The 26,052-nt window shown below is 30.3% G+C and carries 27 protein-coding genes and 1 tRNA gene; 10 read left to right on the top strand and 18 right to left on the bottom strand.

The genetic code is table 11. The features are described from left to right. On the top strand, nucleotides 1–675 hold the full coding sequence (locus BTO16_RS08075) for a PrsW family intramembrane metalloprotease (protein WP_105021092.1): 675 nt from the start codon (nucleotides 1–3) through the stop codon (nucleotides 673–675). On the opposite strand, the gene BTO16_RS08070 is transcribed toward BTO16_RS08075, so the two are convergent. Further along, nucleotides 665–1,795, bottom strand: coding sequence for a T9SS type A sorting domain-containing protein (locus tag BTO16_RS08070; protein WP_105021091.1), 1,131 nt, complete (start codon nucleotides 1,793–1,795; stop codon nucleotides 665–667). The genes BTO16_RS08075 and BTO16_RS08070 overlap by 11 nt on opposite strands. Nucleotides 1,796–1,801: 6 nt before the next feature. Then, nucleotides 1,802–3,451 carry an alkaline phosphatase PafA gene (pafA, locus tag BTO16_RS08065; RefSeq protein ID WP_105021090.1) on the bottom strand — a complete coding sequence of 550 codons (1,650 nt, stop codon included), beginning with the start codon at nucleotides 3,449–3,451 and terminating at the stop codon, nucleotides 1,802–1,804. 110 nt (nucleotides 3,452–3,561) lie between these two features. On the opposite strand from pafA, the gene BTO16_RS08060 reads away from it, so the two are divergent. The 4 genes from BTO16_RS08060 to BTO16_RS08045 all read left to right on the top strand — a co-directional run bounded on the left by BTO16_RS08060 (nucleotide 3,562) and on the right by BTO16_RS08045 (nucleotide 6,783). Continuing rightward, complete coding sequence (locus tag BTO16_RS08060; protein ID WP_105021089.1) at nucleotides 3,562–4,302, top strand: MlaE family ABC transporter permease; 741 nt, start codon at nucleotides 3,562–3,564, stop codon at nucleotides 4,300–4,302. Continuing rightward, the gene (locus tag BTO16_RS08055; protein ID WP_105021088.1) at nucleotides 4,303–5,070 is read left to right on the top strand and encodes an ABC transporter ATP-binding protein; all 768 of its coding nucleotides are present in this window, start codon (nucleotides 4,303–4,305) and stop codon (nucleotides 5,068–5,070) included. A gap of 61 nt (nucleotides 5,071–5,131) precedes the next feature. After that, a tRNA-Lys gene (locus tag BTO16_RS08050) sits at nucleotides 5,132–5,204 on the top strand. Between the two features lie 115 nt (nucleotides 5,205–5,319). Next, on the top strand, nucleotides 5,320–6,783 hold the full coding sequence (locus BTO16_RS08045; protein ID WP_105021087.1) for a DUF389 domain-containing protein: 1,464 nt from the start codon (nucleotides 5,320–5,322) through the stop codon (nucleotides 6,781–6,783). A gap of 42 nt (nucleotides 6,784–6,825) precedes the next feature. Here the strand turns inward: BTO16_RS08045 and BTO16_RS08040 are convergent, their stop codons facing one another. Together BTO16_RS08040 and BTO16_RS08035 are read right to left on the bottom strand one after the other, a co-directional pair. Continuing rightward, a complete protein-coding gene (locus BTO16_RS08040; RefSeq protein ID WP_105021086.1) occupies nucleotides 6,826–7,419 on the bottom strand; it encodes a SprT-like domain-containing protein in 594 nt (197 codons plus the stop codon). A 110-nt stretch (nucleotides 7,420–7,529) separates the two neighbouring features. Then, nucleotides 7,530–8,210 (bottom strand): SDR family NAD(P)-dependent oxidoreductase, encoded by a 681-nt coding sequence (locus BTO16_RS08035; protein ID WP_105021085.1) that lies wholly within the window; start codon nucleotides 8,208–8,210, stop codon nucleotides 7,530–7,532. 67 nt (nucleotides 8,211–8,277) lie between these two features. Here BTO16_RS08035 and BTO16_RS08030 point away from each other — a divergent pair, with 67 nt between their 5' ends. Together BTO16_RS08030 and BTO16_RS08025 are read left to right on the top strand one after the other, a co-directional pair. Continuing rightward, entirely contained in the window at nucleotides 8,278–9,552 is a 1,275-nt protein-coding gene (locus BTO16_RS08030; RefSeq protein ID WP_105021084.1) for a metal-dependent hydrolase family protein, read from the top strand. Nucleotides 9,553–9,679: 127 nt separating this feature from the next. After that, the gene (locus tag BTO16_RS08025) at nucleotides 9,680–9,886 is read left to right on the top strand and encodes a hypothetical protein (protein WP_105021083.1); all 207 of its coding nucleotides are present in this window, start codon (nucleotides 9,680–9,682) and stop codon (nucleotides 9,884–9,886) included. A 62-nt stretch (nucleotides 9,887–9,948) separates the two neighbouring features. On the opposite strand, the gene BTO16_RS08020 is transcribed toward BTO16_RS08025, so the two are convergent. Further along, entirely contained in the window at nucleotides 9,949–11,454 is a 1,506-nt protein-coding gene (locus tag BTO16_RS08020) for a hypothetical protein (protein WP_105021082.1), read from the bottom strand. Between the two features lie 44 nt (nucleotides 11,455–11,498). Continuing rightward, nucleotides 11,499–12,536: a glutaminyl-peptide cyclotransferase gene (locus BTO16_RS08015; protein WP_105021081.1), complete on the bottom strand. Its 1,038-nt coding sequence runs from the start codon at nucleotides 12,534–12,536 to the stop codon at nucleotides 11,499–11,501. 254 nt (nucleotides 12,537–12,790) lie between these two features. Between BTO16_RS08015 and BTO16_RS08010 the strand changes: the two genes are divergently transcribed. The 3 genes from BTO16_RS08010 (at nucleotide 12,791) to BTO16_RS08000 (ending at nucleotide 15,828) form a co-directional block, all read left to right on the top strand. Beyond that, nucleotides 12,791–13,045: a type B 50S ribosomal protein L31 gene (locus BTO16_RS08010; protein WP_105021555.1), complete on the top strand. Its 255-nt coding sequence runs from the start codon at nucleotides 12,791–12,793 to the stop codon at nucleotides 13,043–13,045. 289 nt (nucleotides 13,046–13,334) lie between these two features. After that, nucleotides 13,335–14,843, top strand: a complete 1,509-nt coding sequence (locus BTO16_RS08005) for an FMN-binding glutamate synthase family protein (RefSeq protein ID WP_105021554.1) — start codon at nucleotides 13,335–13,337, stop codon at nucleotides 14,841–14,843. 19 nt (nucleotides 14,844–14,862) lie between these two features. Continuing rightward, nucleotides 14,863–15,828 carry a YpdA family putative bacillithiol disulfide reductase gene (locus tag BTO16_RS08000; protein ID WP_105021553.1) on the top strand — a complete coding sequence of 322 codons (966 nt, stop codon included), beginning with the start codon at nucleotides 14,863–14,865 and terminating at the stop codon, nucleotides 15,826–15,828. Between the two features lie 173 nt (nucleotides 15,829–16,001). Here BTO16_RS08000 and BTO16_RS07995 read toward each other — a convergent pair whose 3' ends face one another. From BTO16_RS07995 to BTO16_RS07940, 12 genes are all read right to left on the bottom strand, one after another. Beyond that, nucleotides 16,002–16,787, bottom strand: a complete 786-nt coding sequence (locus BTO16_RS07995; protein WP_105021080.1) for a DUF6090 family protein — start codon at nucleotides 16,785–16,787, stop codon at nucleotides 16,002–16,004. Between the two features lie 61 nt (nucleotides 16,788–16,848). Next, nucleotides 16,849–17,307, bottom strand: a complete 459-nt coding sequence (locus BTO16_RS07990; RefSeq protein WP_105021079.1) for a GNAT family N-acetyltransferase — start codon at nucleotides 17,305–17,307, stop codon at nucleotides 16,849–16,851. Nucleotides 17,308–17,440: 133 nt separating this feature from the next. Further along, nucleotides 17,441–18,121, bottom strand: a complete 681-nt coding sequence (locus BTO16_RS07985; protein WP_146105366.1) for a DUF6090 family protein — start codon at nucleotides 18,119–18,121, stop codon at nucleotides 17,441–17,443. Nucleotides 18,122–18,471: 350 nt separating this feature from the next. After that, nucleotides 18,472–19,152: a hypothetical protein gene (locus BTO16_RS07980; protein ID WP_105021077.1), complete on the bottom strand. Its 681-nt coding sequence runs from the start codon at nucleotides 19,150–19,152 to the stop codon at nucleotides 18,472–18,474. 244 nt (nucleotides 19,153–19,396) lie between these two features. Further along, nucleotides 19,397–19,699: a UPF0158 family protein gene (locus BTO16_RS17840; protein WP_262503049.1), complete on the bottom strand. Its 303-nt coding sequence runs from the start codon at nucleotides 19,697–19,699 to the stop codon at nucleotides 19,397–19,399. Beyond that, nucleotides 19,700–19,837 (bottom strand): hypothetical protein, encoded by a 138-nt coding sequence (locus BTO16_RS17835; RefSeq protein WP_245892035.1) that lies wholly within the window; start codon nucleotides 19,835–19,837, stop codon nucleotides 19,700–19,702. It lies immediately after the preceding gene. A gap of 189 nt (nucleotides 19,838–20,026) precedes the next feature. Then, nucleotides 20,027–21,778, bottom strand: a complete 1,752-nt coding sequence (locus BTO16_RS07970; RefSeq protein ID WP_105021076.1) for a DUF2326 domain-containing protein — start codon at nucleotides 21,776–21,778, stop codon at nucleotides 20,027–20,029. Further along, nucleotides 21,768–22,019 (bottom strand): ABC-three component system middle component 8, encoded by a 252-nt coding sequence (locus tag BTO16_RS07965; protein ID WP_105021075.1) that lies wholly within the window; start codon nucleotides 22,017–22,019, stop codon nucleotides 21,768–21,770. The genes BTO16_RS07970 and BTO16_RS07965 overlap by 11 nt, the downstream gene beginning before the upstream one ends. Before the next feature lie 3 nt (nucleotides 22,020–22,022). Next, nucleotides 22,023–22,928: an ABC-three component system protein gene (locus BTO16_RS07960; RefSeq protein ID WP_105021074.1), complete on the bottom strand. Its 906-nt coding sequence runs from the start codon at nucleotides 22,926–22,928 to the stop codon at nucleotides 22,023–22,025. A 1,010-nt stretch (nucleotides 22,929–23,938) separates the two neighbouring features. Further along, nucleotides 23,939–24,973: an ACR3 family arsenite efflux transporter gene (gene arsB, locus BTO16_RS07950; protein WP_105021072.1), complete on the bottom strand. Its 1,035-nt coding sequence runs from the start codon at nucleotides 24,971–24,973 to the stop codon at nucleotides 23,939–23,941. Nucleotides 24,974–24,976: 3 nt separating this feature from the next. Then, on the bottom strand, nucleotides 24,977–25,609 hold the full coding sequence (locus BTO16_RS07945) for an arsenate-mycothiol transferase ArsC (protein WP_105021071.1): 633 nt from the start codon (nucleotides 25,607–25,609) through the stop codon (nucleotides 24,977–24,979). A gap of 33 nt (nucleotides 25,610–25,642) precedes the next feature. Further along, nucleotides 25,643–25,975, bottom strand: coding sequence for an ArsR/SmtB family transcription factor (locus BTO16_RS07940; RefSeq protein WP_105021070.1), 333 nt, complete (start codon nucleotides 25,973–25,975; stop codon nucleotides 25,643–25,645). Nucleotides 25,976–26,052 lie beyond the last annotated feature (77 nt).

The following is a 26,052-nucleotide window of genomic DNA, read 5'->3' as shown; positions in this document are numbered from 1 at the left end:
ATGAGTTTATTACTTCTTGCTGTAGCACCCGTTATGGTAATAATTTTATATATCTATTTTAAAGATAAATTTGAAAAAGAACCAATTCTTTTTTTATTTAAAAACTTTCTTTTAGGTGCTTTTGTAAGTATTTTAATCACTTTTATTTTAAGTATTGTTGGCAGTATTATTTTTACATTAACAGACTATGAAAGTGTTTTTCAGCAATTTATAAAAGCATTTATTGTAGTTGCCTTGGTTGAAGAGTTTTCTAAATATATAATTGTAAGATATTACGCACAAACCAATAAAGAATTTAACGAACCTTTTGATGGCATCGTTTACGCTGTAATGGTTTCTATGGGTTTTGCTGCATTAGAAAACGTTTTATATGTTTTTCAGCATGGAGTAGAAACGGGTATTACAAGAGCTTTTACAGCTGTTCCTGCACATGCAACTTTTGCTATTTTAATGGGGTATTTTATGGGTAAAGCAAAATTTTCTAAAAATAAAAGGACCTTAAATTTACTTGGTTTATTAGTGGCAACACTTTTTCACGGGGCGTACGATTTCTTTTTGTTTATTAACTTTATACCAGGAACTATAATTGGTGCCTTTGCTTCTTTATTGGTGGGGATTTTCTTATCGAGAAAAGCAATTAAACAGCATCAATTAAACTCTGTTTTTAATATTTAATTATTTTTTTAATTACAAGTTGTTTGTCATCAAACTGAATTTTTAATAAGTAAATTCCTTTTGAAAGAGAGGAGACATTAATTTCTTTTTGGGTAGTGTTAAAGACCATCATTTTCTCGCCCAGAAGATTATAAATAGTAATTGCTTGGATATTTTTTTTACTTTGGATGCTTATTTTACCGTCTGTAGGATTTGGAGCTATCGTAAAGTGTTCAATTTCATTTTTTTTTGTTGATAAAACTCTAGCTCTATTATCTTTAAACTCAAATAACTTTTGAGTTAAATTTATAAATTGATTACTTACAGCTTCTCTAGATATATAAAATTTACCAGTATCAAAACTTGTAATTCCTTCTACTTGATTGCCAAAACCAAGTTCTGTAGACAAAGAAGTTTTATCAAATCCAGATTTAAAGATGTCGTCACCAGTAATTCTATTAGCACTTATAAAAACTAAAAAAGGAATTGCGCTAGTGTCAATTCCACAAAGTAAAAAATTATTGTTTTGCACAGTTGCGCCAGTAATTAAACCTGCAACATTTGCACTACTAATTTTTACAGCGGTATGATTGCCAATTGTAGTCGGAATTTTATAAACATTAGTTTTTAAATCACCTCTGTTTTTAGTAAAAATAATAAAATTATTTTCGGAAACGACTAAAGCTTCTGCGTCAAAATTATGGTTATCAGAACTTTTAAAATTTGTTTGATCTTGGTAAGAAAAAGAAATTATTTCTGCAGAAACAGTGTTATTGTTTTTAAAATCAGTTTTTAAAATCCTGTAAATTTTAAGGTCTGTTCTTGTGCCTTTATTGTTTCCTGTATCACTAATATAAATATAAGTTTCATCTTCAGTTATATCTTCCCAGTCAACATGAGTTGCATTTTTGATTGTAATTCTTCTTAAAAAAGTTCCTGTTAAACTATCTATTTCATATAAGTATGCAGCATCTCCACTATCATTATGGGTAATGATTTTTCCATCAAAAAAAAGTAACCCAGATGTTTCTTTAACGATTGCTGGAAGTTCAAATTTTTCTTTAAAGTCTGTTACTTGTCCATAAGTTACAAAAGTAAATAATATTGATGTAAATAGTAGAATACTGCTATTTTTTAGCATAATTTATTATTTTAATGCCTCATCAATAATTTTTCCTGTGGATGAGTTTGGCGCTTCTATTTGTAATAAGTTAGAAATTGTTGGCGCAATATCAATAATATCATATCGCTTTTTTGAAACACCTTTTTTAATACCTTTTCCATAAAAAATTACAGGTATATGTGTGTCGTAAGAATAACCCGAGCCATGCGAAGTACCAGTTCTTCCACCAGTTAAAGTAGCAGGATATGGAATAAGCATTACATCACCAGAAAATTTTTGGTTATAACCGTTTTGTAATGAATTTAAAATTCCGTCTGTAAATCTAGTTGTTTGCAATGTTTTTGCAGTTACAATTTTATAAATGCCATCAAAATTAATAAGTTCTTCGGCCAACTTGTCTGCTACTTTATTTCTATCCAAACCTAAAGAATCAATCTTATCTTTATTTAAAAATATTTGATAATTAGAAATGTTTTCTATTAACTCATCAGATTTAAAATATTTTTTGGTAACCTGCAAAGCGGCATCGTTAAATTTGTTAAAATTTAAATAATGAGCAGGTATTTTTAGTGATTGCAAATAGGCAGGTATATCAACTGCGGCATGATCTGCAGTTAAAAAAATAGTGTAGTTATTTTGTCCAACTTGTTGGTCTAAAAAGGATAATAAATTGCCTAAATCTTTGTCTAAACGCAGGTATGTATCTTCAATTTCTTTGGATGTAGGTCCGTATTGATGACCAACATAATCTGTAGAAGAAAAGCTAACCGCTAAAAAATCTGTATGCTCAGTTTTTCCTAAATTCTCACCAATAATTGCTGCTTTTATAAAATCTGCTGTAAAAGAATTACCTGCAGGAATTCCTTTTAAAATATCAAAATCGCCATTTTGCATTCTTAAATTAGGAATGTCATGCGGAAAAGCTGTTGTTGTTTCTCCTTTAAATTTTCCTTCAAAAACATTGTCATCAACAATACTATTTGTGTAGGTATCTATATTATAAAGTGTATTCCATGGTGTTTTTAAATAATTATCTGCTTTGCCAGACTTGTTAAAATCTACAACCCATTTAGGCAATTCATTCATGTAAAATGATGAAGAAATCCATTGTCCATTTTTTTCTCCATCAAACCAATATGCACCATTAGCGGTATGACCGGCAGGCAAAATTGCAGATCGATCTTTTATGGCAATTCCGATGGTTTTTCCTTTCATATTTTGTGCCAAATGCAATTGATCTGTTACGGTTGTTGTTTGCATTCTTGACGGCGATTTTTTTCCTGCAAAACTTTCATTTCCAATAGTTTTATAGGTGTGGTCATCTACACAGTAAATAAATTTTTTTAAATATTTATCGTACCAATCGTTAGAAATTATTCCATGATTATCAGGCGTTGTTCCTGTATATATAGATGCATGCCCAACAGCAGTATAGGTGGGTATATAATTATAGTGTGCATTTTCTAATGAAAAACCATTTTTTAATAAACGTTTAAAACCGGTATTACTATACCTATTAGAAAAGCGTGTTAAGTAATCATATCGCATTTGATCAATAACAATTCCTACAACAAGTTTTGGTTTTACATATTTAGTTTGTTGTTTAATTTCTTGCGCTTTACATTCTGAAAATAGAATTGTAAATAAAGTTAAAAAGAAAATATTTTTTTTCATGAATAAATAAACTTTAGTATTACCATCAAAAGTACTTAAATTTTATTTTTGATTGATGGATTTCGCCCTCTATTCACCTAAATTTAATACTTTAGCACAAAATTTAATCTATGAATTACATAGAGCATACTGGTAAATATTTTATGATGCTTGTTCAGGTTTTTAAAAAACCGCAAAGAGCAAGGGTTTTTTACGACGCATTGTTCAAAGAAATAGAAGAACTTGGTTTAAAATCATTAGGTATTATTATGTTTATCTCTTTTTTTATTGGTGGTGTAATTGCACTACAAACTGCACTAAATTTAGATAGTCCTTTTATACCGGACTCTTTAATAGGGTTTGCGGCTAAAAGATCTATTATTTTAGAATTTGCTCCTACATTTTGTTCAATTATTTTAGCAGGAAAAGTAGGTTCTTATATTACGTCTAGCATTGGCGCTATGAGAGTAACAGAGCAAATAGATGCATTAGAAGTTATGGGTATAAATTCATTAAATTACCTAGTGTTACCAAAGGTTTTAGCAACGGTTTTATTTTATCCTTTTCTAATTGTTTTAGCAATGATATTAGGAATTTTTGGAGGTTGGCTAACAGGGGTTTTATCAGGCTTGTTTAGTGGTGTAGATTATGTAACAGGTTTACAAACAGATTTTAAACCATTTTTGTTGGTATATTCAATGGTTAAAACTTTAATTTTTGCTTTTTTTATTGCAACAGTGCCGTCTTATCATGGTTATTATGTAAAAGGAGGCTCAATTGCGGTTGGTAAAGCAAGTACAAAAGCAGTTGTTTGGACTACCATTTTAATAGTAATTGCTAATTATTTTTTAACCCAAATGCTACTAACCTAAATGATAGAAGTTAAAGATTTACATAAAGGCTTTGGTGATGTGCAGGTGTTAAAAGGAATCTCTACAACATTTCATCCAGGAAAAACGAGTTTAATAATTGGTCAAAGTGGATCAGGAAAAACAGTTTTTTTAAAAACATTAATAGGACTTCATACCCCAGAAAAAGGTACAATTTCTTTTGATGGTAGAATAAGTACGAAATTTACGATTGAAGAAAAAAGACAATGGAGGCAAGAAATAGGAATGGTTTTTCAAGGAAGTGCGCTATTTGATTCTCAAACTGTAGAAGAAAATGTAATGTTTCCTTTAAAAATGTTTACAGATAACGCTAACTCAGAAATGTTAGATAGAGTAAACTTTGCGTTAAATAGAGTTAATTTAGAAAATTCTAACTCAAAGCTTCCTGCAGAATTATCTGGGGGAATGCAAAAAAGGGTAGCAATAGCAAGAGCGATTGTAATGAATCCTAAATATCTATTTTGTGATGAGCCAAACTCTGGTTTAGATCCGCAAACTGCCATTGTTATAGATAAATTAATTAAAGAAATTACAGACGAATATAACATTACAACGGTAATTAATACCCATGACATGAATTCTGTTATGGAAATTGGAGAAAAAATAATTTTTTTAAAGAATGGATTAAAAGCATGGGAAGGCAGCAGTAATGAGATATTTAAAACTGATAATGAGGCAGTTGTAGACTTTGTGTATTCTTCCAATTTATTTAAAAAAGTAAGAGAAGCATATTTAAAAGAAATAAAATAGAAAAGATGTTTGTTTTTTTAAAAATAAAATATATATTTGCAGCCGCTAAGAAAGAAAAGATGACCTGGTAGCTCAGTTGGTAGAGCATCTCCCTTTTAAGGAGATGGTCCTGGGTTCGAGCCCCAGCCCGGTCACAATCAAAGCTAAAACTCTGCAAATTTTTGCAGAGTTTTTTTATGCCTCAAATTTTTTTTAAAAGTTTACATACCTACATTTTCTATATATTTACATATTATTAATTACGGAGAGATGGAAAAAAATGATCAAAATATAGATACCACAGAGCATTCTAAGAATGAAATGAAAAATGAAGCAAAAGGATTGTTTCAAAGTGTAAAAAAATATTTAATAGAACTTTTAGATTTTAGAGAAGATACAGATCATGAAGCTACCATAAATGCAATAAAAGCAGATATCCCTTTTAAAGGTGCAACAGCTTGGATTCTTATTTTCGCAGTCTTTGTTGCGTCTATTGGTTTAAATGCAGACTCAACAGCAGTTGTAATAGGTGCCATGCTTATATCGCCTTTAATGGGGCCAATTCTTGGAATTGGAATGTCTTTTGCAATAAATGATATTGAGATTTTTAAAAAATCGTTAATAAACCTTGGAACCATGATTGTTTTAAGTTTATTAGCCTCGTTTTTATTCTTTTACTTTTTTCCATTAAGTGAAGACAACTCAGAATTATTGGGTAGGGTTAGCCCAGATATTAGAGATGTATTGATTGCTTTTTTTGGGGGACTAGCTTTAATGGTTGCCAGAACAAAAAAAGGCACTGTTGCGTCGGTAATTTTTGGTGTGGCTATTGCAACAGCTTTAATGCCGCCCTTATGTACTGCAGGTTATGGTTTGGCAAAAGGTAACTTCTCTTACTTCTGGGGAGCTATGTACCTGTTTACAATAAATACAATTTTTATTGCTTTGGCTACTTTTGTTGTTTTAAAGCTTTTAAGTTTTCCAATGCATAAATACGCAAATGCAGCAAAAAGAAAACGATATGCAATTATCGCTTCCGTTATTGGTATCGCTGTAATGATTCCTGCTATCTTTACTTTTATAAATGTATTTAATAAAAGCTTAATAGACACACAAATAGGTGAATTTATAAAAAATGAAATTAAAAATAATAATTCTTTACAGTTAATAGATTCGGATAAAGACTACGATAAAAAAGTATTAAATCTAAATTTTTTTAATGAAATAGCTGAAGCAACAATAAACGACTTAAATAACGAACTTTTAAACAAAACATTATATCCTAATTTGGGCGATTTTAAACTTAGAATTAAAGGTAGTGATACAAAAAGTTTTGACTTAATTACAACTGCCTATAAAGATAATAGAGTAGAGTTAAGAGAAAGTAAAAATATAATTACCGGTTTAAATAGGCAAATTGCCGATCTGCAATCAACAATTTCTTCTTTAAATACTAGAATTGAACAAGATGCTTTAAATAAACATCAAAAATTTATTGCTTTTAGTAGAATCGCAAAAGACACAAAAATTAGATTTAATGATGTTGATAAAATTAGTTTTGCAAATATTTTATCATCAAAAGATTTTATAAAAGTAGATACAATTCCTACGGCAATTATTAAATGGAATTACAGATTGTCAGACAGTGTTATTAGGCCTAAAGAAAGAGAGTTAAGAAATTGGCTTCAAAAAGAACTGGAGTTAGATACATTATTTATTCAAAGAGAGAAATAAAAAAGAAGCATCCGTTTGGATGCTTCTTTTTTTTCAAATTAATTAAGAGTTGTAAATTTTCACTTCTACATTTTGATTAAATAAATACACTTTTTTTGTGTGCATATTTAAACATTCGTATCTTGTTCTGCGTTTGTTTCCTCTTTTGTAAATGGCGTTCTTAAATTCAAACAACGTTCCAAAAGTAATCGCAAATATAAAGTCCTTTCCTGTATCCGCAGAAAAACCTTTTAAAGCTAAAGACAAGTTTACGTCTGCATCTGTGCTTGCTTTTGGGTTTTTTAAATAGTTGGCTAAATAAGGTAATATTTCCTTCGGATAAATTTCTGGATGTATAAAAGGCAGCATTAAATGCTGAAAAACTGTTTTCCATTCTTGTCCATGCGGTTGCACGCGTCCAAATTTTTGATGCGTTACATGATGTGCAATTTCATGAACTAAAGTTAATAAAAACTGATATTTATTAAGGTTATTATTTACCGTAATTTGAAAACGACCACTAGGAAGTTTTCTAAAATCGCCATGTTTTGTTGCTCTTTGGTTTACGATAAACAAATCAAAAGAATGTTCATCAATTAAAAATTGAACAAACGGAATTGCTTTTAACGGAATGTGTTTTTGGTATTCTAAACTCAAATTTTTAAATTTGCTTACTGCTTACTGCTTACTGCTTACTGCCTACTGCTTACTGTACTGCTTACTGTTTTCTGCCTACTGCCTACTGCTTACTGCTTACTGCCTACGGCTTAAGGTGTCGAAGCGGAAACTTGCAATACCTTTCCGTTGTAAAATTTATTTCCGTTTAAAGAAAAATCATAAATATAATTTGCCATTTCTGTTGCAGAAAGCGGCGCTTTATAATCAGGAAAAGCTTCTTCTAACATTTCTGTTTGTACAGCTCCTAGCGCTAAAACATTAAAGGCAATTTGTTGCTCTTTATACTCTTCTGCTAATAATTCTGACAGTGTAATGACAGCTCCTTTTGCAGATGAATATGCTGCTAAACCAGGAAATTTCATGCTTCCTTGAATGCCACCCATACTACTAACTGTAACCACGTGGCTTCCTTTTTGTAAAAACGGAATCATATTTTTTGTGATTTCTGCCACTCCAAAAACATTTACTTTATACACTTCTAAAAAATCATCCGAAGTTAGCTCAGTAAAAGGTTTGTTTATAAGTTTGCCTGCATTATTGATTAAAATATCTACCTGTTTCCAGTTTTTTTCGATGTAATCTGTTACTTTTTTTACATCAGCATTTTTAGCAATGTCAACAGAAAGTAAAGATATATTTTTATGATTTACAGCTTCTAAGGGTTTTGTATTTCTAGAAATAGCCAACACTTGATGTCCGTTTTTAGCAAACAGTTTAGCTAGTTCAAAACCAATTCCTCTACTAGTTCCTGTAATAACAACGTTTTTCATTAAATTTCGAATTTTGAAGAAGCAATCTACTCAAATTTTCATACATTTCAGAATTAAAATCAAACAAATGAAAAAAATAGTTTTACTTTTTATAGCATTTATTTTTATTCAAAATTTAGTTGCACAAACCACTTATATTTTATGTGGGAAATTAATAGATACTAAATCAGGAAAAATTAGCACAAAAAAGACGATCGTCGTTCAAAAAAATAAAATTATTGATGTGATGGATGGCTATGTAATGCCAAAATCTGGAATTTCTATAGACTTAAGAGATAAGGTTGTAATGGCTGGTTTAATTGATTTTCATGTACATATAGAACAAGAATTTACAGCAAATACTAGATTAGATGGCTATATTTTAAATGAAGCCGATGTTGCTTACAATTCTGTAAATTTTGCAGAAATAACCTTAAAAAATGGATTTACAACCGTGAGAGACTTAGGTGGTTCTGGAGTAAATATTTCTTTAAGAAACGCCATTAATGCAGGTAAAATTATTGGGCCAAGAGTTTTTACAGCAGGTAAATCTCTTGCTACAACCGGTGGTCATGCAGATCCAACAAACGGTAGCAGCAGAGTGTTAATGGGAAATCCTGGGCCAGAAGACGGTGTTGTAAATTCTGTTGAAGAGGGCAGAAAAGCGGTGAGACAACAATATAAAAACGGTGCAGATTGTATAAAAATTACCGCTACTGGTGGTGTTTTAAGTGTTGCTAAATCTGGCGATAACCCTCAATTTACTATTGAAGAAATTAAAGCTATTTGTGAAACTGCAAAAGATTACGGAATGCATGTTGCAGCGCATGCGCATGGAGATGAAGGAATGCAAAGAGCCATTATTGGCGGTGTAAAAACCATAGAACACGGTACGTATATGAGTGATGAAACAATGGAACTCATGAAAAAACACGATGCGTATTTAGTGCCAACAATTACAGCTGGTAAAGAGGTTGAAGAAAAAGCGAAAATAAAAGGATTTTATCCAGATATCGTTGTGCCAAAAGCCTTGGCAGTTGGCCCGCAAATTCAAGGTACGTTTGCAAGAGCGTATAAAAAAGGAGTAGGAATTGCATTCGGTACAGATGCAGGTGTTTTTAAGCACGGTAATAATGGTAAAGAGTTTGGTTTTATGGTAGAAGTAGGGATGCCTGCAATAGAGGCAATACAAGCTGCAACGATTACAAATGCCATGTTATTGAAGATGGAAAACGAAATAGGGCAAATTCAAAAAGGTTTTTTTGCAGATATTATTGCTGTGGATGAAGACCCTACAGAGAATATTGCTACCATGGAAAATGTTGTCTTTGTAATGAAAGATGGCGTTGTTTATAAAAAGTAATTACTAAATATGCAGTTTGAATACGTAATCAAATTAAATTAATTTTGCATTATTAGCAGCAAAATAGATTCTTGATTCCATTTTTAACTAAAAAAGTATTCGAACTCAAACCATAACAACTATTAAAATGAGAAATAAAAATTGGGATTTAGCCTTTGTAATTATTGGAATATTAAATATTGCTTTCTCTTTTGCCGGTAATAATACAATTGAAGTTATTTTTGGGTTTGAAATAAATATCTGGACTTATAGAACAATTTGGGGGTTTATTGTTATTGGTTCTTTTCTTAGTTACAGAAAGAAAAAGAAACTAGAATTAGAAGCTAATGATTAAAAATAATTAAACCCTTCAGGTTTTAAAATCTGAAGGGTTTAATTTATTTCTATCGTTGTTAATTATTCAAAAATAATATGCTGATAAGCGCCAATATCAGGATTTGTAGTTCTATCAACTCCTAATATGTCGAGGTTAAAAATTGAAGTTTTGGCTTTATTAATGGCATCAGAATCTTGGCCAATAATAAAATCTTGATTTCGAGAATTTCTAAAATTAGAATTTCCGTTTAAAATTATATTTTGATAAAATGGGTTTGTAAAATCTAATTCAGAATTCCCTTCAAAAGAGTTACTACTATCATTAAACTGAATCATACAGTTGCTAATTTTGTAATTAAAGATCCCGCCACCTTCAACTTTATCGATTAGAAACTCAATATTATTGTTTCCATCAAAAATACAATTGGTAAAAGTAGCAGCATGTAAATCTCTGGTTTCAATAATTTCCTGTCCGTTATCAACATAAGTAAAGAAATTATTTATTAAAACCGCTGGTAATTGGCGAATTCCATTATTCCAAAAATTAGCAAATGTGCTGTGCGTAAAATTGTATGTTCCACCAATGGTGGCAGCTAAAGATGCTTCGCCAGCCGAACCGATAACCACATTATGCGCTTCAATATTTGTTTCTCTGGCAAGAATACCAAAGTTTGAGTGGTTGTAAATTTCTGAGTTTTGTAACTTTAAAGTTGGTGCAGAAGTAGCCCCGATACTGTCAATTAGAATTCCTATAATTCCGTTTTTAATTTGAGCATGGTTAATTTCATTGTCTTTACTACCTGCGCGCATCCATATTGTGCCCCATTGTCCGGGTATTTTACTAAAACCACTTTCTAATCGGTCACCTTCAAAAATTACTTTTTCAGCCAAAGTTCCGTTTACTTTTAAAGTTGCTTTCTTATCAATAATTAAACCCGAATTGTTATGAAAATGCACTCTTGCACCAGCTTCAATCGTAAGTGTTTTATTTGCAGAAACTGCAGCATACCCATAAATAACGGTTGGTTTAGTATTGGTAAATGTAAGTTCGGCATCCGTTAAAAATCGACCTTTAATAGAAGTCGCCTGTCCGTTAATAGTTAAACTATCAATCTTCATGGTTATTGGGTCTTTACCCGGAAAAATAAAGTTGGCATCTTGCACCAATGTTACTAAATCTACACCTTGTTGGTTTGTGCCATTATCAAACAAAATACGATCTGTATATAAAGGATTTACAGCAGTACTAGCGTCAATAGTCGTTTCTATAAAAACAAAAATACTGTCTTTAGCTAAAATATCGATATCATTAAATTCTTTTCCAGAAATGCCATCAACATTTAACCTGTAGTTTGAAAAAGCACCATTTTCTAGCGCAATTTTAGGAATCGTTATTGATTTATTTCCTCTATTATACACCTTTAAATTATAGGTTGCAGAACCAATATTTGTAAAAACAGTGTCTAAAAAAACAGTGTCTTTAGAAAACTCTAAGCTACCAAAATTAGGAATCGTAGAAAAATCTTTTCGACAAGAACTCATAGAAATTAAAGCAACACAAACAAGAAATGTAATGAAATAGCGCATAAATCAATTTTGTATAAAAATAGAACTTAAAAATGATAGGTTTATTATTTTTTGATCAATTCAATTTCAAAAAGTTTTCCCCAGTTTTTACCAGTAACAAAAAGACGGTTATTTTCTTTGTCAAAAGCAATTCCGTTTAAAACTTCATCCTCTGGAACTAACTTTTGCGTTTTTTCCATTTCTTTTTTTAAATCGGATAAATCTGCAACGCCCAAAACAGCACCAGTATGCACATCGATAATTACAATGGCATTTTGCTGATATTTATTAGCATAAATTTTGTCATCGATGAATTCTAATTCATTCAAGTTTTCTAAAGCATATTTATTAGTATACACTTGTAACGACTTTTTTTCTTTAAAAGTTACTGGGTCTAGAAACCAAATTTTGTTTGTACCGTCAGATTTTATAAGGTCTGTACCGTTATTTGTTAAACCCCAACCTTCTTCACTTTTATTAAAAGCAAATTCTTTTTCTAGTTTAAAAGTTTCTAAATCATATACAAACCCTTTTTTAGCTTGCCAAGTTAACCAGTAAATTTTATTGTTTAAAATGGTCAATCCTTCACCAAAATATTGGTTATCTAAAGCTATTTTTTGTAAAACTTTACCAGTAGTAAGCTCTACTTTTCTTAAAGAAGATTGTCCTTTTCTACCAGTCGTTTCATATAAGAAACCATTATAGAATTCTAAACCTTGCGTATACGCTTTTGTGTCATGAGGAAAAGAATTTATAATTTTATACGAATAAATTGCTGGCGCTTTATCTGCCAAAACCTCAAAAGAATCATTTATTTTTTTGGTTTTCCCTGGGTAAAAAGCCAGCGCAGAAACTACGTGCTTACCAACACCAAAATCTGATGTGTTTATTGTAAATGAATTTTCGTTAGCAGTAACTTCTTGGCCGTCTACAAAAAACTGAACCTTATCTACCGGTTTGTCGTTTTTTTCTTTTAAAGTAATTGATAAAGAGGTGTTTAAAGTTGTTTTTTTAACAACATCTAACGTAAATTTGTAATCATCGTTACAAGAAGTAACAAAGAATAGGGTTAAAAAGGAAATAAAAACAGCAATTTTTTTCATTTTGTATGTATTATATGTTGGTTTCAAACAGTTAAAAATCAGATATAGTATCTTATTTTAGAAGCAAAGTTAAATTGTTTTTTACGTAAAGTATTTAAAAGTCTAAATAAAAACATTTTTTTATTTGTAAATTGAAAAATAAGGTTAAATTTGCAACCTCAAAATGGTTAATTATTAACTGTTTAGAGCATCGCGTAAAACTTTACCAATTTTTCGCATACAAACATAACATTAAAGTATTAAAATATAAAACAATGAAGAAAGGAATTCATCCAGATAATTATAGAATGGTAGCTTTTAAAGACATGTCTAATGAAGATGTTTTTTTAACTCGTTCTACTGTAGACACTAAAGAAACTTTAGATGTTGACGGTGTAGAGTATCCTTTAGTAAAATTAGAGATTTCTAGAACGTCTCACCCATTTTACACTGGTAAATCTAAACTTATTGATGCTGCAGGACGTATTGATAAATTTAAAAACAAATACGCAAAATTCAAAAAAGAGTAATTCTTCTAGAATTTTAAAATATATAAAACTCCAACATTCACTTGTTGGAGTTTTTTTTTAAGCTAATAAAAAAGTTTGCTACATAATCAATATATTTAATAGCCTAATTTTTATTTGGGCATTCCCACGCAGAAAAAGCGTGGTCAGGCTTTTCGTTGCAATCTTTTTATTCATTCTTCATAAAAAGGATTTACACTGCAATCCTTAATGCTACATGTTTTCTAGCTCATTTGGCACATCTAAAACTAAAAAGAGTACCTTTCAGTTTCTTAAAATAAGAATCAAAAAAATGAGGAATACCCTACTTACCATTTTTATTAGCGTAACTATTTTATTCGGAGTTCTAGTCTATTTTATTCCGCAAACAGGTACTATAATTCTTTTATCAATAGCTGGCTTTTTAACAATTATTGCAATTTATGATAGTTTGCAAACCAAACACTCTTTATTACGCGCTTTTCCTGTAATTGCTCGTTTGCGTTGGTTTTTTGAAGATGAAAGAGACAAAATTCAACAGTATTTTATCGAAGATAATTTAAACGGTACACCTATCAATAGAGAAAAGAGAAGTATTGTGTATCAGCGTTCTAAATTATCTAAAGACACAATTCCTTTTGGCACACAACACAATGTGTATGCAAAAGGCTATGAGTTTGTAAAACATTCGTTGTTTCCAAAAGACCACCATCATATTGCAGGAGATCGAGTTCTTTTTGGCTCAGACAAATGCACACAAAAATACGATGCTTCTATTATTAATATTTCTGCAATGTCTTTTGGCTCTTTGAGTAAAAATGCAATTATGGCTTTAAATCAAGGTGCTAAAATGGGAAACTTTGCACACAATACGGGCGAAGGCGGTATTTCTCCTTATCATTTACAAGGCGGAGATGTTATTTTTCAAGTAGGAACAGGATATTTTGGTGCAGGAAAATCTGTAAACGGAAAACGTGTTTTTGATGATGAAACTTTTAGAGAAAATGCAATTCGTCCAGAAATAAAAATGATTGAAATTAAGTTTTCGCAAGGCGCAAAACCTGGTCATGGAGGAATTTTACCTGCAAAGAAAAACACTCCTGAAATTGCAAAAATACGATCTGTAGCACCGGGCACACAAGTAGATTCCCCGCCAAGTCATTCGGCTTTTACAAATTACGAAGAAATGATTTCTTTTATTCAAAATGTAAGAGATTTATCCGAAGGAAAACCTGTAGGAATTAAGTTTTGTGCAGGAAATAATGAAGAAATTGAAACGATGATAAAAGCTTTTGCAGAGGCAAATAATTATCCAGATTTTATTTCTGTAGACGGTGGAGAAGGAGGAACAGGTGCAGCACCAATGGAATTCACAAATTATATTGGTACACCTTTAACAGAAGGATTGGTTTTTGTAAATAAGTTACTTATTAAATACAACTTAAAAAATCAAATTAAAATTATTGCAAGCGGTAAAGCAGTCGATGCTTTTGATATTGTTAAAACTTTGTCTTTAGGCGCAGATGCCATTGGTATGGCAAGAAGTTTTATGCTAAGTTTAGGGTGTATTCAAGCTAGAGAATGTAATTTAGATACTTGTCCTGTTGGCGTTGCAACACAAGATGAAAGTTTGGTAAAAGCCTTAGTGGTAGAAAAGAAAAATATTAGGGTAAAGAATTATCATGATCAAACTATTAAAGCAGTAAAAGAAGTTGTTGCGGCTATGGGCGTTGCGTCTATTGCAGATTTAAAAGCTAGTCATGTTTTTAGGCGCAGAAAAGACGAGGAGATTGTGAGTTTTGAAGATATTTATTATAAATAGTAAACAAGAATTTAGTTTTATGGATTTTTTTGATATTGTTATTATTGGTGGCGGTCCTATAGGAATTGCTTGCGGATTAGAAGCTCAAAAAAAAGGGTTAACGTATGTTATTCTTGAAAAAGGTCCTATTGTAAATTCGTTGTACAACTATCCAGCCAACATGCAATTTTTTTCATCTTCAGAAAAGTTAGAGATTGATAACATTCCGTTTATTAGTAATGAAGCAAAACCAAGAAGAAGTGAAGCGTTAGAATATTATAGAAGAATTGCAACTTCTAATAAATTAAACATCAACTTGTTCGAGAACGTAACTTCGGTTTCTAAAACAGCAAATGGGTTTGTAATTACTTCGGATAAAAATGCATATAATTCTAAAAATGTAGTGATTGCAACTGGCTTTTACGACATTCCGAATACGTTAAATGTTACAGGCGAAGATTTGCCAAAAGTGTCTCATTATTATAAAGAGCCACATTTTTATGCAGGTCAAAAATTAGCAGTTATTGGTGCAAGCAATTCTTCTGTAGATGCAGCTTTAGAGTGTTATAGAAAAGGAGCAACGGTTACTTTAATTATTAGAGGAGCAGAGGTTGGGCAGCGTGTAAAATATTGGGTACGACCAGATATTATCAACAGAATTGAAGAAGGAAGTATTAACGTGTATTACAATGCCACGGTAAAAGAAATATCCGAAGAAACACTTACTATAAACACAGAAAACGGAACCGAAACAATACAAAATGATTTTGTTTTGGCATTAACGGGTTACAAGCCAAATTTTACTTTTTTAGAGAAAATAGGAGTTGAATTCTCGAAGGATGAAAGAAAAATTCCTTCTTATAATCAAGAAACAATGGAAACGAATATTCAAGGTGTTTATCTAGCGGGTGTTATTTGTGGCGGAATGGAAACACATAAATGGTTTATAGAAAATTCTCGCATTCATGCAAAAATGATTGTTGCGAATGTTTTAGAGAATAAGTAGTTGTTTTTTTAATAGTTTTTTGGGTAGTACGTTTTCCTTGCTTTATTGCTTATTGTGCAGTACCTGTTTCGTTAATGAGGTAGTTTTAATCTAATTTTGGGGGTTACAAAAGAACTAAAAACTTTTCTTATTCTTGAACGTATAAATTTTCTAAATCCTTTGCTGTATTGTTGTTATTTTCTATCCAATTCTATATCAATATCACGGTGCAACGTTTTTATTCTCGTTAACGCATTGTCATACATAGAGATTAGCGCACTTCTTAAAAATATTGCTTCGGATAGCTCTATTGCAAATTCTCGGTCGTTTTGTAGCAAATGAACATCAATAGGCTGCAATACATTTCTGTAAAATCTATCATTATAAAACTCCTCATTTCCGTAAGCTTCTTGATCAAATTCAGCTACGCTTCCGTTTGTTTTAAAATATTTTTTATAATACGGTAATATTTTAGCGTAGAAATTATATTCTGTCTGGTTGTTTTGTGCCTCGATTAAAGATGGGTAAAAGTAGTCGTAATTGCGGTCTATTTTCTTTTTTAGATCCTTGTTGCGTATCAAATCAGGATTATTGTAGGTCATGTTATTAAAAGAAGCTTTATGAATTACTACAATTAATTTAGGAGGCAATACATCACTATAATTAATACTATCAGAATTTATGGTTGGGTCTTTGTCTAAGAACCTTAAGAGACGTATTTGGCTTTTTAACGCTTTTTTATGCAGGGCGTTATTAAAGTTTAAATCGAGCGTGTCTAGGCTAATATCATTCTGAATGTTGGTAAGTAATATTCGCTCTGAATCTCTGTTTTTAAGATTTTGATTCCAATTATTAATGCTCAAAGCTATCAATATACCAATAACGACTAGCACAATTTCACCAATAGCGTATTTAAAATATTTGGATGTTTTGCCTTCACTAAGAAGATTTTGACGGATTTTTCTATAGAATTTTATCATGGGTTATTACTTGGTTTTGTACATTGAAGTTGAGTATAATCGGTTGTATACAGTCTTAAATTTATTTTTTTGGATTTAAATAGTTTGCAAAGCAAAGGCAGTCTACAATATCCTTTAGTTGGCCATATTTTTCTATCGGGCTATAGCCGTTTCTTTGATAAAGCCGGCTCGCTTCTGGTTGCTTAGAACCTGTAAAGAGAATACATTTAGTGCGTTCTAGTTCTCTAGACCAATCTTCTAATTCCGTAAGAATTTTTTCAGCAATTCGTTGACCTCTAACTTCTGGAGAAACATACATTCGTTTAATTTCCGTTGAAGTAGAATCATATATTGAAATAGCGCCACAACCAACAGGTTTGCCTTCCTTTAAAGCCAAAACGACATATTTTAAATCGGTAATAGCATTAAAATGAGATAGAGCATGTGCAGTTCCATCTCTTTTTGAAAGATCGGAGTTCAATAATAGCACTAGCTTTTTAAAGGCGCTATTTTCTGAATTGGTTCTAATTATTTTAATCATATTTTAGGCAATTCTAACTTTTTTGAGTACTTCTTGACACCTTTTTTATAGTAAGATTTTAGGTTTTCTTAGCAGTTTTTTATGGTTTCAATGTTCTACACACGCAAAGAAATTAACTTTTTTGAACCTATTTCTAATTTCGTTCTAATTCTGTATCAATATCGTTAATAAGTGATTCAACTTTAGGTTTAATGTTGTTTGCTAAACTAAATAATCCAGCTCTTGTGGCACTAAGCGCTTTTGTTCTATTTGTAAGCTGTCTGTTATTTTTTAAATTATCTAAATCATTTTTTGAGAATATAGAATCAAAAAGGTTAATGTTATCAAACAAAATAGGGCAAACTTGGTTTTCATAAAATCGTAACACTCTATTGCTTCTTCCTTTAAGTTCTGGATATTTATCGCTATATAATGATGATATTTTAGAACGAAGAGAATCATTTGATATTACATCTATTCCCGATGCTTTTAGATTTTCGAAAGTAGCCGTATTAAAAATAAAATCCCATTCACCGCCCAATGACCTACGAATGTATTTTCTTAGAGAATCGTTTGGAATCGTTTTGGTGTTATTATAAAACCCACTTAGATTCTCTAAGGCTACTTTTGACTCGTTAAAAAAAATAATTCCCTCAACAAATTCAGTCTTTAAATCGCTTTCTAACCCTTTTTTTAACGCTAATAAAATTACAATTTCTTTTTCTCGCTGTTTTCTCGATTCGTTCCAATTGTTAATTTGCAAAGCAATTAAAATTCCAATAACCACTAGAATAATTTCGCCAAAGGCATATTTAAAATATTTGCCTGATTGCAAAGTAGGTTTTTTTGTTTTATTTTTTGTTATCAATTTGAAGCGTATTTTTCTAAATAATTTAATCATTGGTTCGTGTTTGGTTATAACAAAATACAGTTTAAAACCGATAGGGCTTCGTTACAATACTAAAGTAATTTTATCGTAAATATATGATTTATTGGTTTTTAGCTTAAAAAGGAGTAGGGAATTTATTTAAAACTTTAGCGTATGCTAACCTTTGGGAATAAAGATTGTTGGGTAATTAAGCGCCTAATCAATCAAATACAAACCAAATAGAAAATTCTTTAGTATATTAATATGCAGACCAAAACTAGCTGTAAATTGTATCTATTTTTAATTCGGTATAAAGGCTATTGTTTAACTTCTTCTGGTAAAGGAGAAATCATAATGTGCGCTCTATGTGTTCCAGGATTCATAATCCAAGGATGATTTGATGCTACCGGTGCATTTGGCAAACCCGTAGATGCTGAGGTAGCCCAAGGCATATATACCACATAACGAAGTTGCGCTCCGCCAACTTTTGAAGTTTCAGGGTTATATAGTGCATTTGCTCCATAGTAGATGTGTAAAGTAGCTCCAGAAGTTATTTTAAGCTTCTCCGATTTCATTTCTGCTTCACGGATCGCAAAGATTTCTTCACTCGTTTTTCCTGCTGCTTTTAAAGCCCTGCCTCTCGCCATAAACGGCTCTAAGTCTTTATGGTAACATGCGGCATTAAAGCCAGCCTGTTTAGGGTTATCAGCAAGAACAATAAATTGATTACTTCCTTCTTTTAGCGTTACAAATTCACCAGCCATATTATAACCAATAACTTTACAAGTCGCCCTACTTTCTTCGGGAGCCGCCATTAATGCGGTGGCAATTAAAGCTTCATCTGTATCAATAGCTTTTAATTGTGTGTCTATACTAGAAACACTTTCTGTTACTGTTTTTGTTGTAGAAGATTCCTTTGTAGTCGTTTTTGTTTTGTCTGATGAATTACAGGAAATTAAAATTCCGGTAAAAACAATTGCTGTAATAATACGTTTCATATTTTATAATTTTTTAGCATGGTTATAAGGAAGCTCAACTTAATACTGATAAAAGGCTGTTTTAATGACAGATATCGGCAGATAGCGAAGTTAACTTTTTTAAGTTAAAGAGTCAAAAAGTGAAGGGTTCCTTTTTTTAACGCGCAAGCTCGTTTATAAATTAAATGATTTAAAGCGTATTTGAGAGTTTTAGAAAGCGACTGAGAAATACAAAAGGCTTTCATTTAATCTTCGTAAAGTATTTTTAGATACGATTTAATTTAATTTTAATACCGTGTTCTAGTTTTTTTGCTACTATTTTTTCAAGTTCATTTTGTTGAAATTCAAACCATGCTTCTCTAAAGCTTGAAGTTTCAATAGGATGCTTAAACCGTTCAAATGGTTTTTTATTTTCTAAAACTTTTTTTAAGAGGAATTTCAATTCAATTTCTGGCATTTGGGCTGTGAAAAGTTCCATTATTTTAAAGGACTCAAAGCTTTCTGGCGGCTCTATTTTTATGAAGTCCTCTGTATGTTCTTTTACCTTTTCTAATTCGCTTTTAAAAATTTATTGAAACTCTTCTTCATCAAAACCAATAGACGCATTGGGTATTGCGATTAGTTCTTCTGTTTTGTAATTATAATAAGAATCTTCGCTGCAAATACTATTCTGGACAATTTGTTTGATTATTTGTGAGTTTTGCATTATTGAGTTATGTTTTTAGATGAGGATGCAGACCATTTTTGTTTTCAAGAAAATAAGCAGAGGTTTCTGTTTAATTATGTTATTTTTTATCGATTTCTCTTCTTTGTTTTGATAAATGATATTTTGAAATGAGAATTTTGAATTTGAAAAAAATGTTTAACATAAAACGAAAATAAGGAGAATTTACTTTTAGAAACTATTCAAAAATAATTTACCAGAATTATCTTTATCGTTTAGTCTTAGACAAATATCTTTATTTTCAATTAAATTAGACATATCTTTTGGTAAATCAGAATCAATTAAAGTTACTATATATTGTAAGTCATATTCTTCACAAAACTCCTTTATTAGTTTTATATATCTGATTTTAATTCTATCGTCTAAACCTTCTAAAACTCCATCGTGATATACAAATTTGTAGAATGATTTATCCGAATAACTAACTAATAAAGATAAGTCAAATGCAACGCAAAGTAATTTTTTATATGTTGTTCCTTGTGATTCAGAAGTATTTATTAAGTCTACTTTATTTAAATAATCAGCATTGAATTCTATATTCCCTTGATTATTTAACTTCAAAGAAATCAAAGCATTTGTATCTAATATTTCTTTTATAATAGAGTTGAAAACTTTATTAATATTAGAGTGTTTTCTTTCAGTTAAAGATTCCTTTAATTCTGAAATTTTATCATTTATTATTTCTCGCTTGTCTTTTATATCATTTTCTAAAATTAAAGTACTATCGATAGTTTCTAATTTAATTTTAATGCGCTCAATTTCAACTTCAATACCAATTGTTTTTTTCTGATATTCTTTAAATTTAAAATAACTATCTTTTTCTGTTAATAAGGATAATAAATCGCTTTTTTGAAATTCTATTTCTTTAATGTTTTTGTTTAATTTGGTGTAATCAAGTTTTAGCAGAAATAAAGTTTCAGAAAGGTACACTTTACGTTCTGTTGTTAAGGATTTTTGAAAGTTAATTAAATCGCTATATTCCTTTTTTAATTGATTCGGGTAATACAAGTTTACATCATCAAACAGACTATTAATTTCTTGGTCGTCAACATCATCATTTATTTCTGATAATGAAGATTCTATTTTGTTAATTTCATAAGAAATTCTATATCTATCGGTATTAAAAGCTTGAAGCTTAGAGTCTATTTCTTCAACAAGATGTTTATTGGTTTGAATGTCTTCTTTAAAGAAATTGAATTTATCTATTTGGTTTTTAATCTCGGAAAGTTCAATTTTTTTTATTTCTAAAAGCCCTACTAATCTATCTTTTTCGGAAGTATCTATTTGTGCTTCTAATCTTAAAGTTTGTGTTTTTTTCTTTAAATTATCTATTTCCTCTTCAATTTCTAATTTATCTAAAATTAGAGTTCCATTAAATCCAAGTATATCAAAAACTAAGGGCTTCCAATCTTTATGTTTGCCTTTAAATTTGTTTAATTTAAATACATCTAAAAAATCCTGTTGACTTCGTAAAAAGTATGTTATAGCCTTTCTGTAATCCCAATTTGGTAAAACATTAAAATCTAAATATTCATCCAATTTTGCTCTTGCTTTTTTGAATGTTAATTCTTCATCCCAGTTAATATTCAATTTAAAACTATCAAGTTTATAATCATTTAATTTGAAAAATATTTTAGTGGCTGAATTTATAGAGCGTTTAATAACTAAATACTTTCCGTTATTTAGTTTTAATTCTATGTAAAACTCTTGACCAATAAAAAGATTGTTACCTAATAATTTATCTGTATTTTTATTATAACTTGATATAAGTAAAAAATCAATAATTCTAATTAAGGTAGATTTACCTAACCCGTGTGTATCTTTTTTTTCTATCGATTGTTTTGACGCAACAATAGCATTGAATTTTTCATTAAATTCAATATTTTTAAAATTTTTATTAGAATATATTTTACTAATTTTCATTCTTATCGTTGATTAACGTAATTGCGTCAATATTTTTTAAGTACTCTATTTTTCCAATTGCAAATAAAAAAGTTAAAGAAAAATCGATATTGTTTTTGGCTTTTACTCCAATTTCGTTTACTAACATTTCTTTTAAATCTTCATATTTTATGAGAGTTTCCTTTTTCAGGAAGCCCAAGATTTTACCTGCAATATAAATTACAGAATATTTAATGTTCGTATGTTTTGTTGGTTTTAGCATAATTTATTCATTAATTCCAATATCACAGTTATAATACATATAATGCAAAAATAAACGAACTAATCTTCTGTTAGATTTTAGCTCAGGATTATTTTCTATGATAAACTTATATAAATAATTAAAGATAAAATCAAATTTTTCAAATTCATGTCTGTGAATGATGATTTCTTCATTTATATCATCGATTGTATTTTCATATTTACCTAAATACTCTGAATTAATTGGATTTGTTAAAAACTCTCTGATTTGTTCTAAATACAAAAGGTTTCTTTTAATTACGTAATTAAAGTATTCCTTACTTAAATTATTTATTTCATTTTTCTTTACAATATCTCTTTTAGGAATTTGAGGTAAATCACCTTTTTTCTTATCTACTTTACTAAAAGAATTTATTATTTCTTTCAAATCATTTTCGTCAAAACTTAGAGGAAGTAAAAGTTTATTTAATGTTCTAGCAATTTTAGGATATTGGTTTATCCAATATTCTATAGTTTCTAATCCAATAACCCTATTTTCAATTCCAGTTTTTGTATCAATTATATCTTCAATTCTAAAATCTTGTACTCCGCTTAATTTTCTGTTAGTAAAAAGTAAGTAGAAATCTAACTTATTAGCTTCTTTCAGACCATTAATGGCAGGAATTACACTATTTTTAATTATAGTTTTGAAAGCGCTATCAGAACAACTAGCGTTTACCTTTTCGGAATGTTTAGCTTGTATAATAATTTTACCTTCCCAAGGCTTTGATTCACTAGGAAATTTGTTTGCTCTTCCATAAAATTTGGCATCTTTTCCAAAATCAGTCCCTTTGGAAAATACAACTGTACCCATTCCTAAAATTTCGCTACAAATTAATGCAACTAAATCTTCAAATTCCAAGTCTGTTAAGTTTTCTAATGGGTATTTCATAGTGTTCGCAAAGATATTAAATTATGTCTATCTGAATGTTTGAATCTAATTTTTAAATGCTTTAAAACTTAAAAGGTAATTACATTCGTTTAATAATCTATTTCTCTTACTAGCTAAGTTACAATTTCCCATCAAAAAACCATCAAAGAAAAACCCCTTTATGTACATCCATAAAAAACCTTACAAACAACTATGTAAAACCTTAGTAACTTTTATACAAAAGTTACCTAACTTTTGATGCGTTGCTTATAAGGTTCTGTGTAAAAGTTGAGGTATATTTTGTATTTTATTGTACAATAGTTTTGTAAAAGTTGTACAATAAATTTTAAAAAGTTGTAGAATATTTATTTGGTTCGCTCAAAAGGCATGTTTTGCTAGTAGTACAGCTGTGTTATAAAGGTAAACAAAAGAAACTAAAACGGTTACTAAAAACGTGTTTTTATCAAAAATAAAACCATTTAGAAGTTTAGATAAAAAAGCGAAAACAATAACAGTTTAGTATCAAAATTTATTGTTGTACTATAAAAGACAAAAGAGCGCTTCTCTTTAAGAAGCAAGAACCAAGACAAGGTGTTAACTATCTTAAAAATAATTTATTTAAAAAGGTTTATCAAACTAAAAATGTTTTTAATTGGGCATTAATGATAAAGATTAGCTGAAAATAATCATCCAAAGTAGAACTTTATCAAAAAAGAGAGTACGCTGTTTTAAGGTTCTTATTTTTTTTAAAAGCATCGCTTTTGGGCTGGTTAAACCAAGAAAATCAATCAAAACATAAAGTTCGTTTTTAACGGAATTCTTTGTCTTTAAAATAACAATGCTAATATTTTTTACTTTTGTGTGCATCAATAATTAAAATAGTTGCAAGCTTGTTTGCTTTTACAAACTCACAACCTATTTCTATAACTTCGCCATAAGTAATTTGTTGTTGTTTATTACTAATTATTGAGCATCGGTTGGTTATATTTTGCTAAGAAGACTTATCTATCTTTTGTAATACAGTTACTATTTTAAGCATAATACTTTTTCTTTAACCAGAATGAAACGCGAACCAATAAAATCAAGGCTGGCACTTCTACCAACGGTCCTATTACGCCTGCAAAAGCTTGGCCTGAATTGAGTCCGAATACTGCAATCGCCACTGCAATTGCCAATTCAAAATTATTTCCTGCTGCTGTAAAAGCCACGGCTGCTGTTTTGTCGTAGGTTGCGCCCGTTGCTTTGGTAACGAAAAAGCCAATAATAAACATAATGGTAAAATAGAGCAATAAAGGCACCGCAATAATTAAAACATCCAAAGGGATTTCTACAATTAGTTCGCCTTTTAAAGAAAACATCACTACAATTGTAAATAACAGCGCAATTAATGTGATTGGCGAAATAGTTGGTATAAATTTATTTGTGTACCAATCTTCGCCTTTGAGTTTTACCAATATAAGTCGACTTAAAATACCCATCACAAACGGAACACCTAAATAAATAGCAACGCTTTCGGCAATGGTTGCAATAGAAATATCAACAATTGCGCCTTCAAAACCAAAATAGGGAGGAAGCACCGTTATAAAAAGCCACGCATAAAAACTGTAGGCAAAAACTTGAAAAACACTATTTAATGCCACTAAACCTGCGCCATATTCGCTGCTTCCTTCTGCAAGATCGTTCCAAACCAACACCATGGCAATACAGCGTGCTAAACCAATTAAAATTAATCCTACCATATATGCTGGATAGTCGCGTAAAAACGTGATTGCCAAAAAGAACATTAAAACCGGACCAACAATCCAATTTAAAATAAGTGAAATAGACAAGATTTTTGTGTTTCTAAACACTTTTGGTAATAATGCGTAATTTACTTTCGCCAAAGGCGGATACATCATTAAAATCAATCCAATAGCAATAGGAATATTCGTTGTTCCGCTATTGAATGAGTTGATAATGTCTGGGAATGTTGGATTAAAATAGCCAAGACTAACGCCAATTGCCATGGCAACAAAAATCCAAAGTGTTAGATTTTTATCTAGAAAACTTAATTTTTTTGATGTCATTTTTTATGATTTTATTTTAGAGAAAACATAGAACATTTCAGTTGCAATTTGCAAACTTCTTTCCTGATATTTTTCTGCCTGTTGCGGCGTATTGTCAAAAGCCTTTGGATCTTCAAATGTAATTGGGATACGCTTTTCTGCACCCGTAATAAACGGACAAGCTCCATCGGCTTGTGAACAGGTCATAATTGCTGCAAATTTTGATTTCGGATTAAATGAGTCGTCTAACTTTTTAGAAAACCCAATAATTGGATGTTCATTTTCTGCATATTTAATGCTGTAAACAGGATTCTTTCCTTCGGATACTGTTTTGATTTCAAAGCCCGCATTTCTTAAAGTTGCTGCAGCCATCGGGAACATTGCTGTTGCTTCTGTTCCGCCAGAATAACAAAAAACGTTTTTAATGTTATAATGAAATGCCATGGTTTGCGCCCAAACTTGTGATAAATGGCTTCTTCTAGAATTATGCGTACAAATAAAATTGATTCTAATTTCTTCTTGATGTGTAACTTTGATCTGAATAAATGCTACCAAAGAATTTAAGATTTCTTTGCGATCATCAGAAATAGTTTTTACATCTAAGGTGTTAATTACTGTAGCAATTTCTAAAAATAAAGTTGGTGTAGTGGTGTTCATTTTAATAAGTATCTTTTTTTTTTATGAATATATTTAGCAACAATCTCCATTTGTTGTAATATCTTGATTTAGAAAAAGCAACATCGTCTCTTTCATCTTTGTCCAATTTTCGGCGTTGATGCAATAACAAACACTAGTGCCTTCTATAGTTCCTTTAATAAGTCCTAAATTTTTTAATTCTTTTAAATGTTGCGAAATGGTAGGTTGTGCAAGTCCTATTTCGTTTACCAAATCGCCACAATAGCAAGCGTCTATTTTAAACAGTTGTTGCAAAATAGCTACTCTTGCAGGATGTCCAAATACTTTTGCGAACAAGGCTATTTCATTTTGAAGGTCGGTAAATATTTCTGTTTTTGCTAATCCCATTTCTTATTTATTATTTAATTGCAATGTTACGATTAATATACAAAGAGTCAAAATTATTTTGGTTCGTTATTTAAAAT

It is taken from the genome of Polaribacter glomeratus (assembly GCF_002954665.1).
Classification (GTDB): Bacteria; Bacteroidota; Bacteroidia; order Flavobacteriales; family Flavobacteriaceae; genus Polaribacter; species Polaribacter glomeratus.
This window is presented reverse-complemented; position numbering and strand designations above follow the sequence as displayed.

Bases quoted from the DNA above. Each gene is read 5' to 3' on its own strand.
- BTO16_RS08015 (WP_105021081.1), bottom strand. From the start codon at position 12,536: ATGAAAAAAATTGCTGTTTTTATTTCCTTTTTAACCCTATTCTTTGTT.
- BTO16_RS08075 (WP_105021092.1), top strand. From the start codon at position 1: ATGAGTTTATTACTTCTTGCTGTAGCACCCGTTATGGTAATAATTTTA.
- BTO16_RS08070 (WP_105021091.1), bottom strand. From the start codon at position 1,795: ATGCTAAAAAATAGCAGTATTCTACTATTTACATCAATATTATTTACT.
- arsB (WP_105021072.1), bottom strand. From the start codon at position 24,973: ATGACATCAAAAAAATTAAGTTTTCTAGATAAAAATCTAACACTTTGG.
- BTO16_RS07980 (WP_105021077.1), bottom strand. From the start codon at position 19,152: ATGAAACGTATTATTACAGCAATTGTTTTTACCGGAATTTTAATTTCC.
- BTO16_RS07990 (WP_105021079.1), bottom strand. From the start codon at position 17,307: ATGATTAAAATAATTAGAACCAATTCAGAAAATAGCGCCTTTAAAAAG.
- BTO16_RS07945 (WP_105021071.1), bottom strand. From the start codon at position 25,609: ATGAACACCACTACACCAACTTTATTTTTAGAAATTGCTACAGTAATT.
- BTO16_RS08035 (WP_105021085.1), bottom strand. From the start codon at position 8,210: ATGAAAAACGTTGTTATTACAGGAACTAGTAGAGGAATTGGTTTTGAA.
- BTO16_RS08000 (WP_105021553.1), top strand. From the start codon at position 14,863: ATGGATTTTTTTGATATTGTTATTATTGGTGGCGGTCCTATAGGAATT.
- BTO16_RS08020 (WP_105021082.1), bottom strand. From the start codon at position 11,454: ATGCGCTATTTCATTACATTTCTTGTTTGTGTTGCTTTAATTTCTATG.
- BTO16_RS08060 (WP_105021089.1), top strand. From the start codon at position 3,562: ATGAATTACATAGAGCATACTGGTAAATATTTTATGATGCTTGTTCAG.
- BTO16_RS08045 (WP_105021087.1), top strand. From the start codon at position 5,320: ATGGAAAAAAATGATCAAAATATAGATACCACAGAGCATTCTAAGAAT.
- BTO16_RS08025 (WP_105021083.1), top strand. From the start codon at position 9,680: ATGAGAAATAAAAATTGGGATTTAGCCTTTGTAATTATTGGAATATTA.
- BTO16_RS07970 (WP_105021076.1), bottom strand. From the start codon at position 21,778: ATGAAAATTAGTAAAATATATTCTAATAAAAATTTTAAAAATATTGAA.
- BTO16_RS07940 (WP_105021070.1), bottom strand. From the start codon at position 25,975: ATGGGATTAGCAAAAACAGAAATATTTACCGACCTTCAAAATGAAATA.
- pafA (WP_105021090.1), bottom strand. From the start codon at position 3,451: ATGAAAAAAAATATTTTCTTTTTAACTTTATTTACAATTCTATTTTCA.
- BTO16_RS17835 (WP_245892035.1), bottom strand. From the start codon at position 19,837: ATGCAAAACTCACAAATAATCAAACAAATTGTCCAGAATAGTATTTGC.
- BTO16_RS08055 (WP_105021088.1), top strand. From the start codon at position 4,303: ATGATAGAAGTTAAAGATTTACATAAAGGCTTTGGTGATGTGCAGGTG.
- BTO16_RS07960 (WP_105021074.1), bottom strand. From the start codon at position 22,928: ATGAAATACCCATTAGAAAACTTAACAGACTTGGAATTTGAAGATTTA.
- BTO16_RS08010 (WP_105021555.1), top strand. From the start codon at position 12,791: ATGAAGAAAGGAATTCATCCAGATAATTATAGAATGGTAGCTTTTAAA.
- BTO16_RS07965 (WP_105021075.1), bottom strand. From the start codon at position 22,019: ATGCTAAAACCAACAAAACATACGAACATTAAATATTCTGTAATTTAT.
- BTO16_RS08030 (WP_105021084.1), top strand. From the start codon at position 8,278: ATGAAAAAAATAGTTTTACTTTTTATAGCATTTATTTTTATTCAAAAT.
- BTO16_RS07995 (WP_105021080.1), bottom strand. From the start codon at position 16,787: ATGATAAAATTCTATAGAAAAATCCGTCAAAATCTTCTTAGTGAAGGC.
- BTO16_RS08005 (WP_105021554.1), top strand. From the start codon at position 13,335: ATGAGGAATACCCTACTTACCATTTTTATTAGCGTAACTATTTTATTC.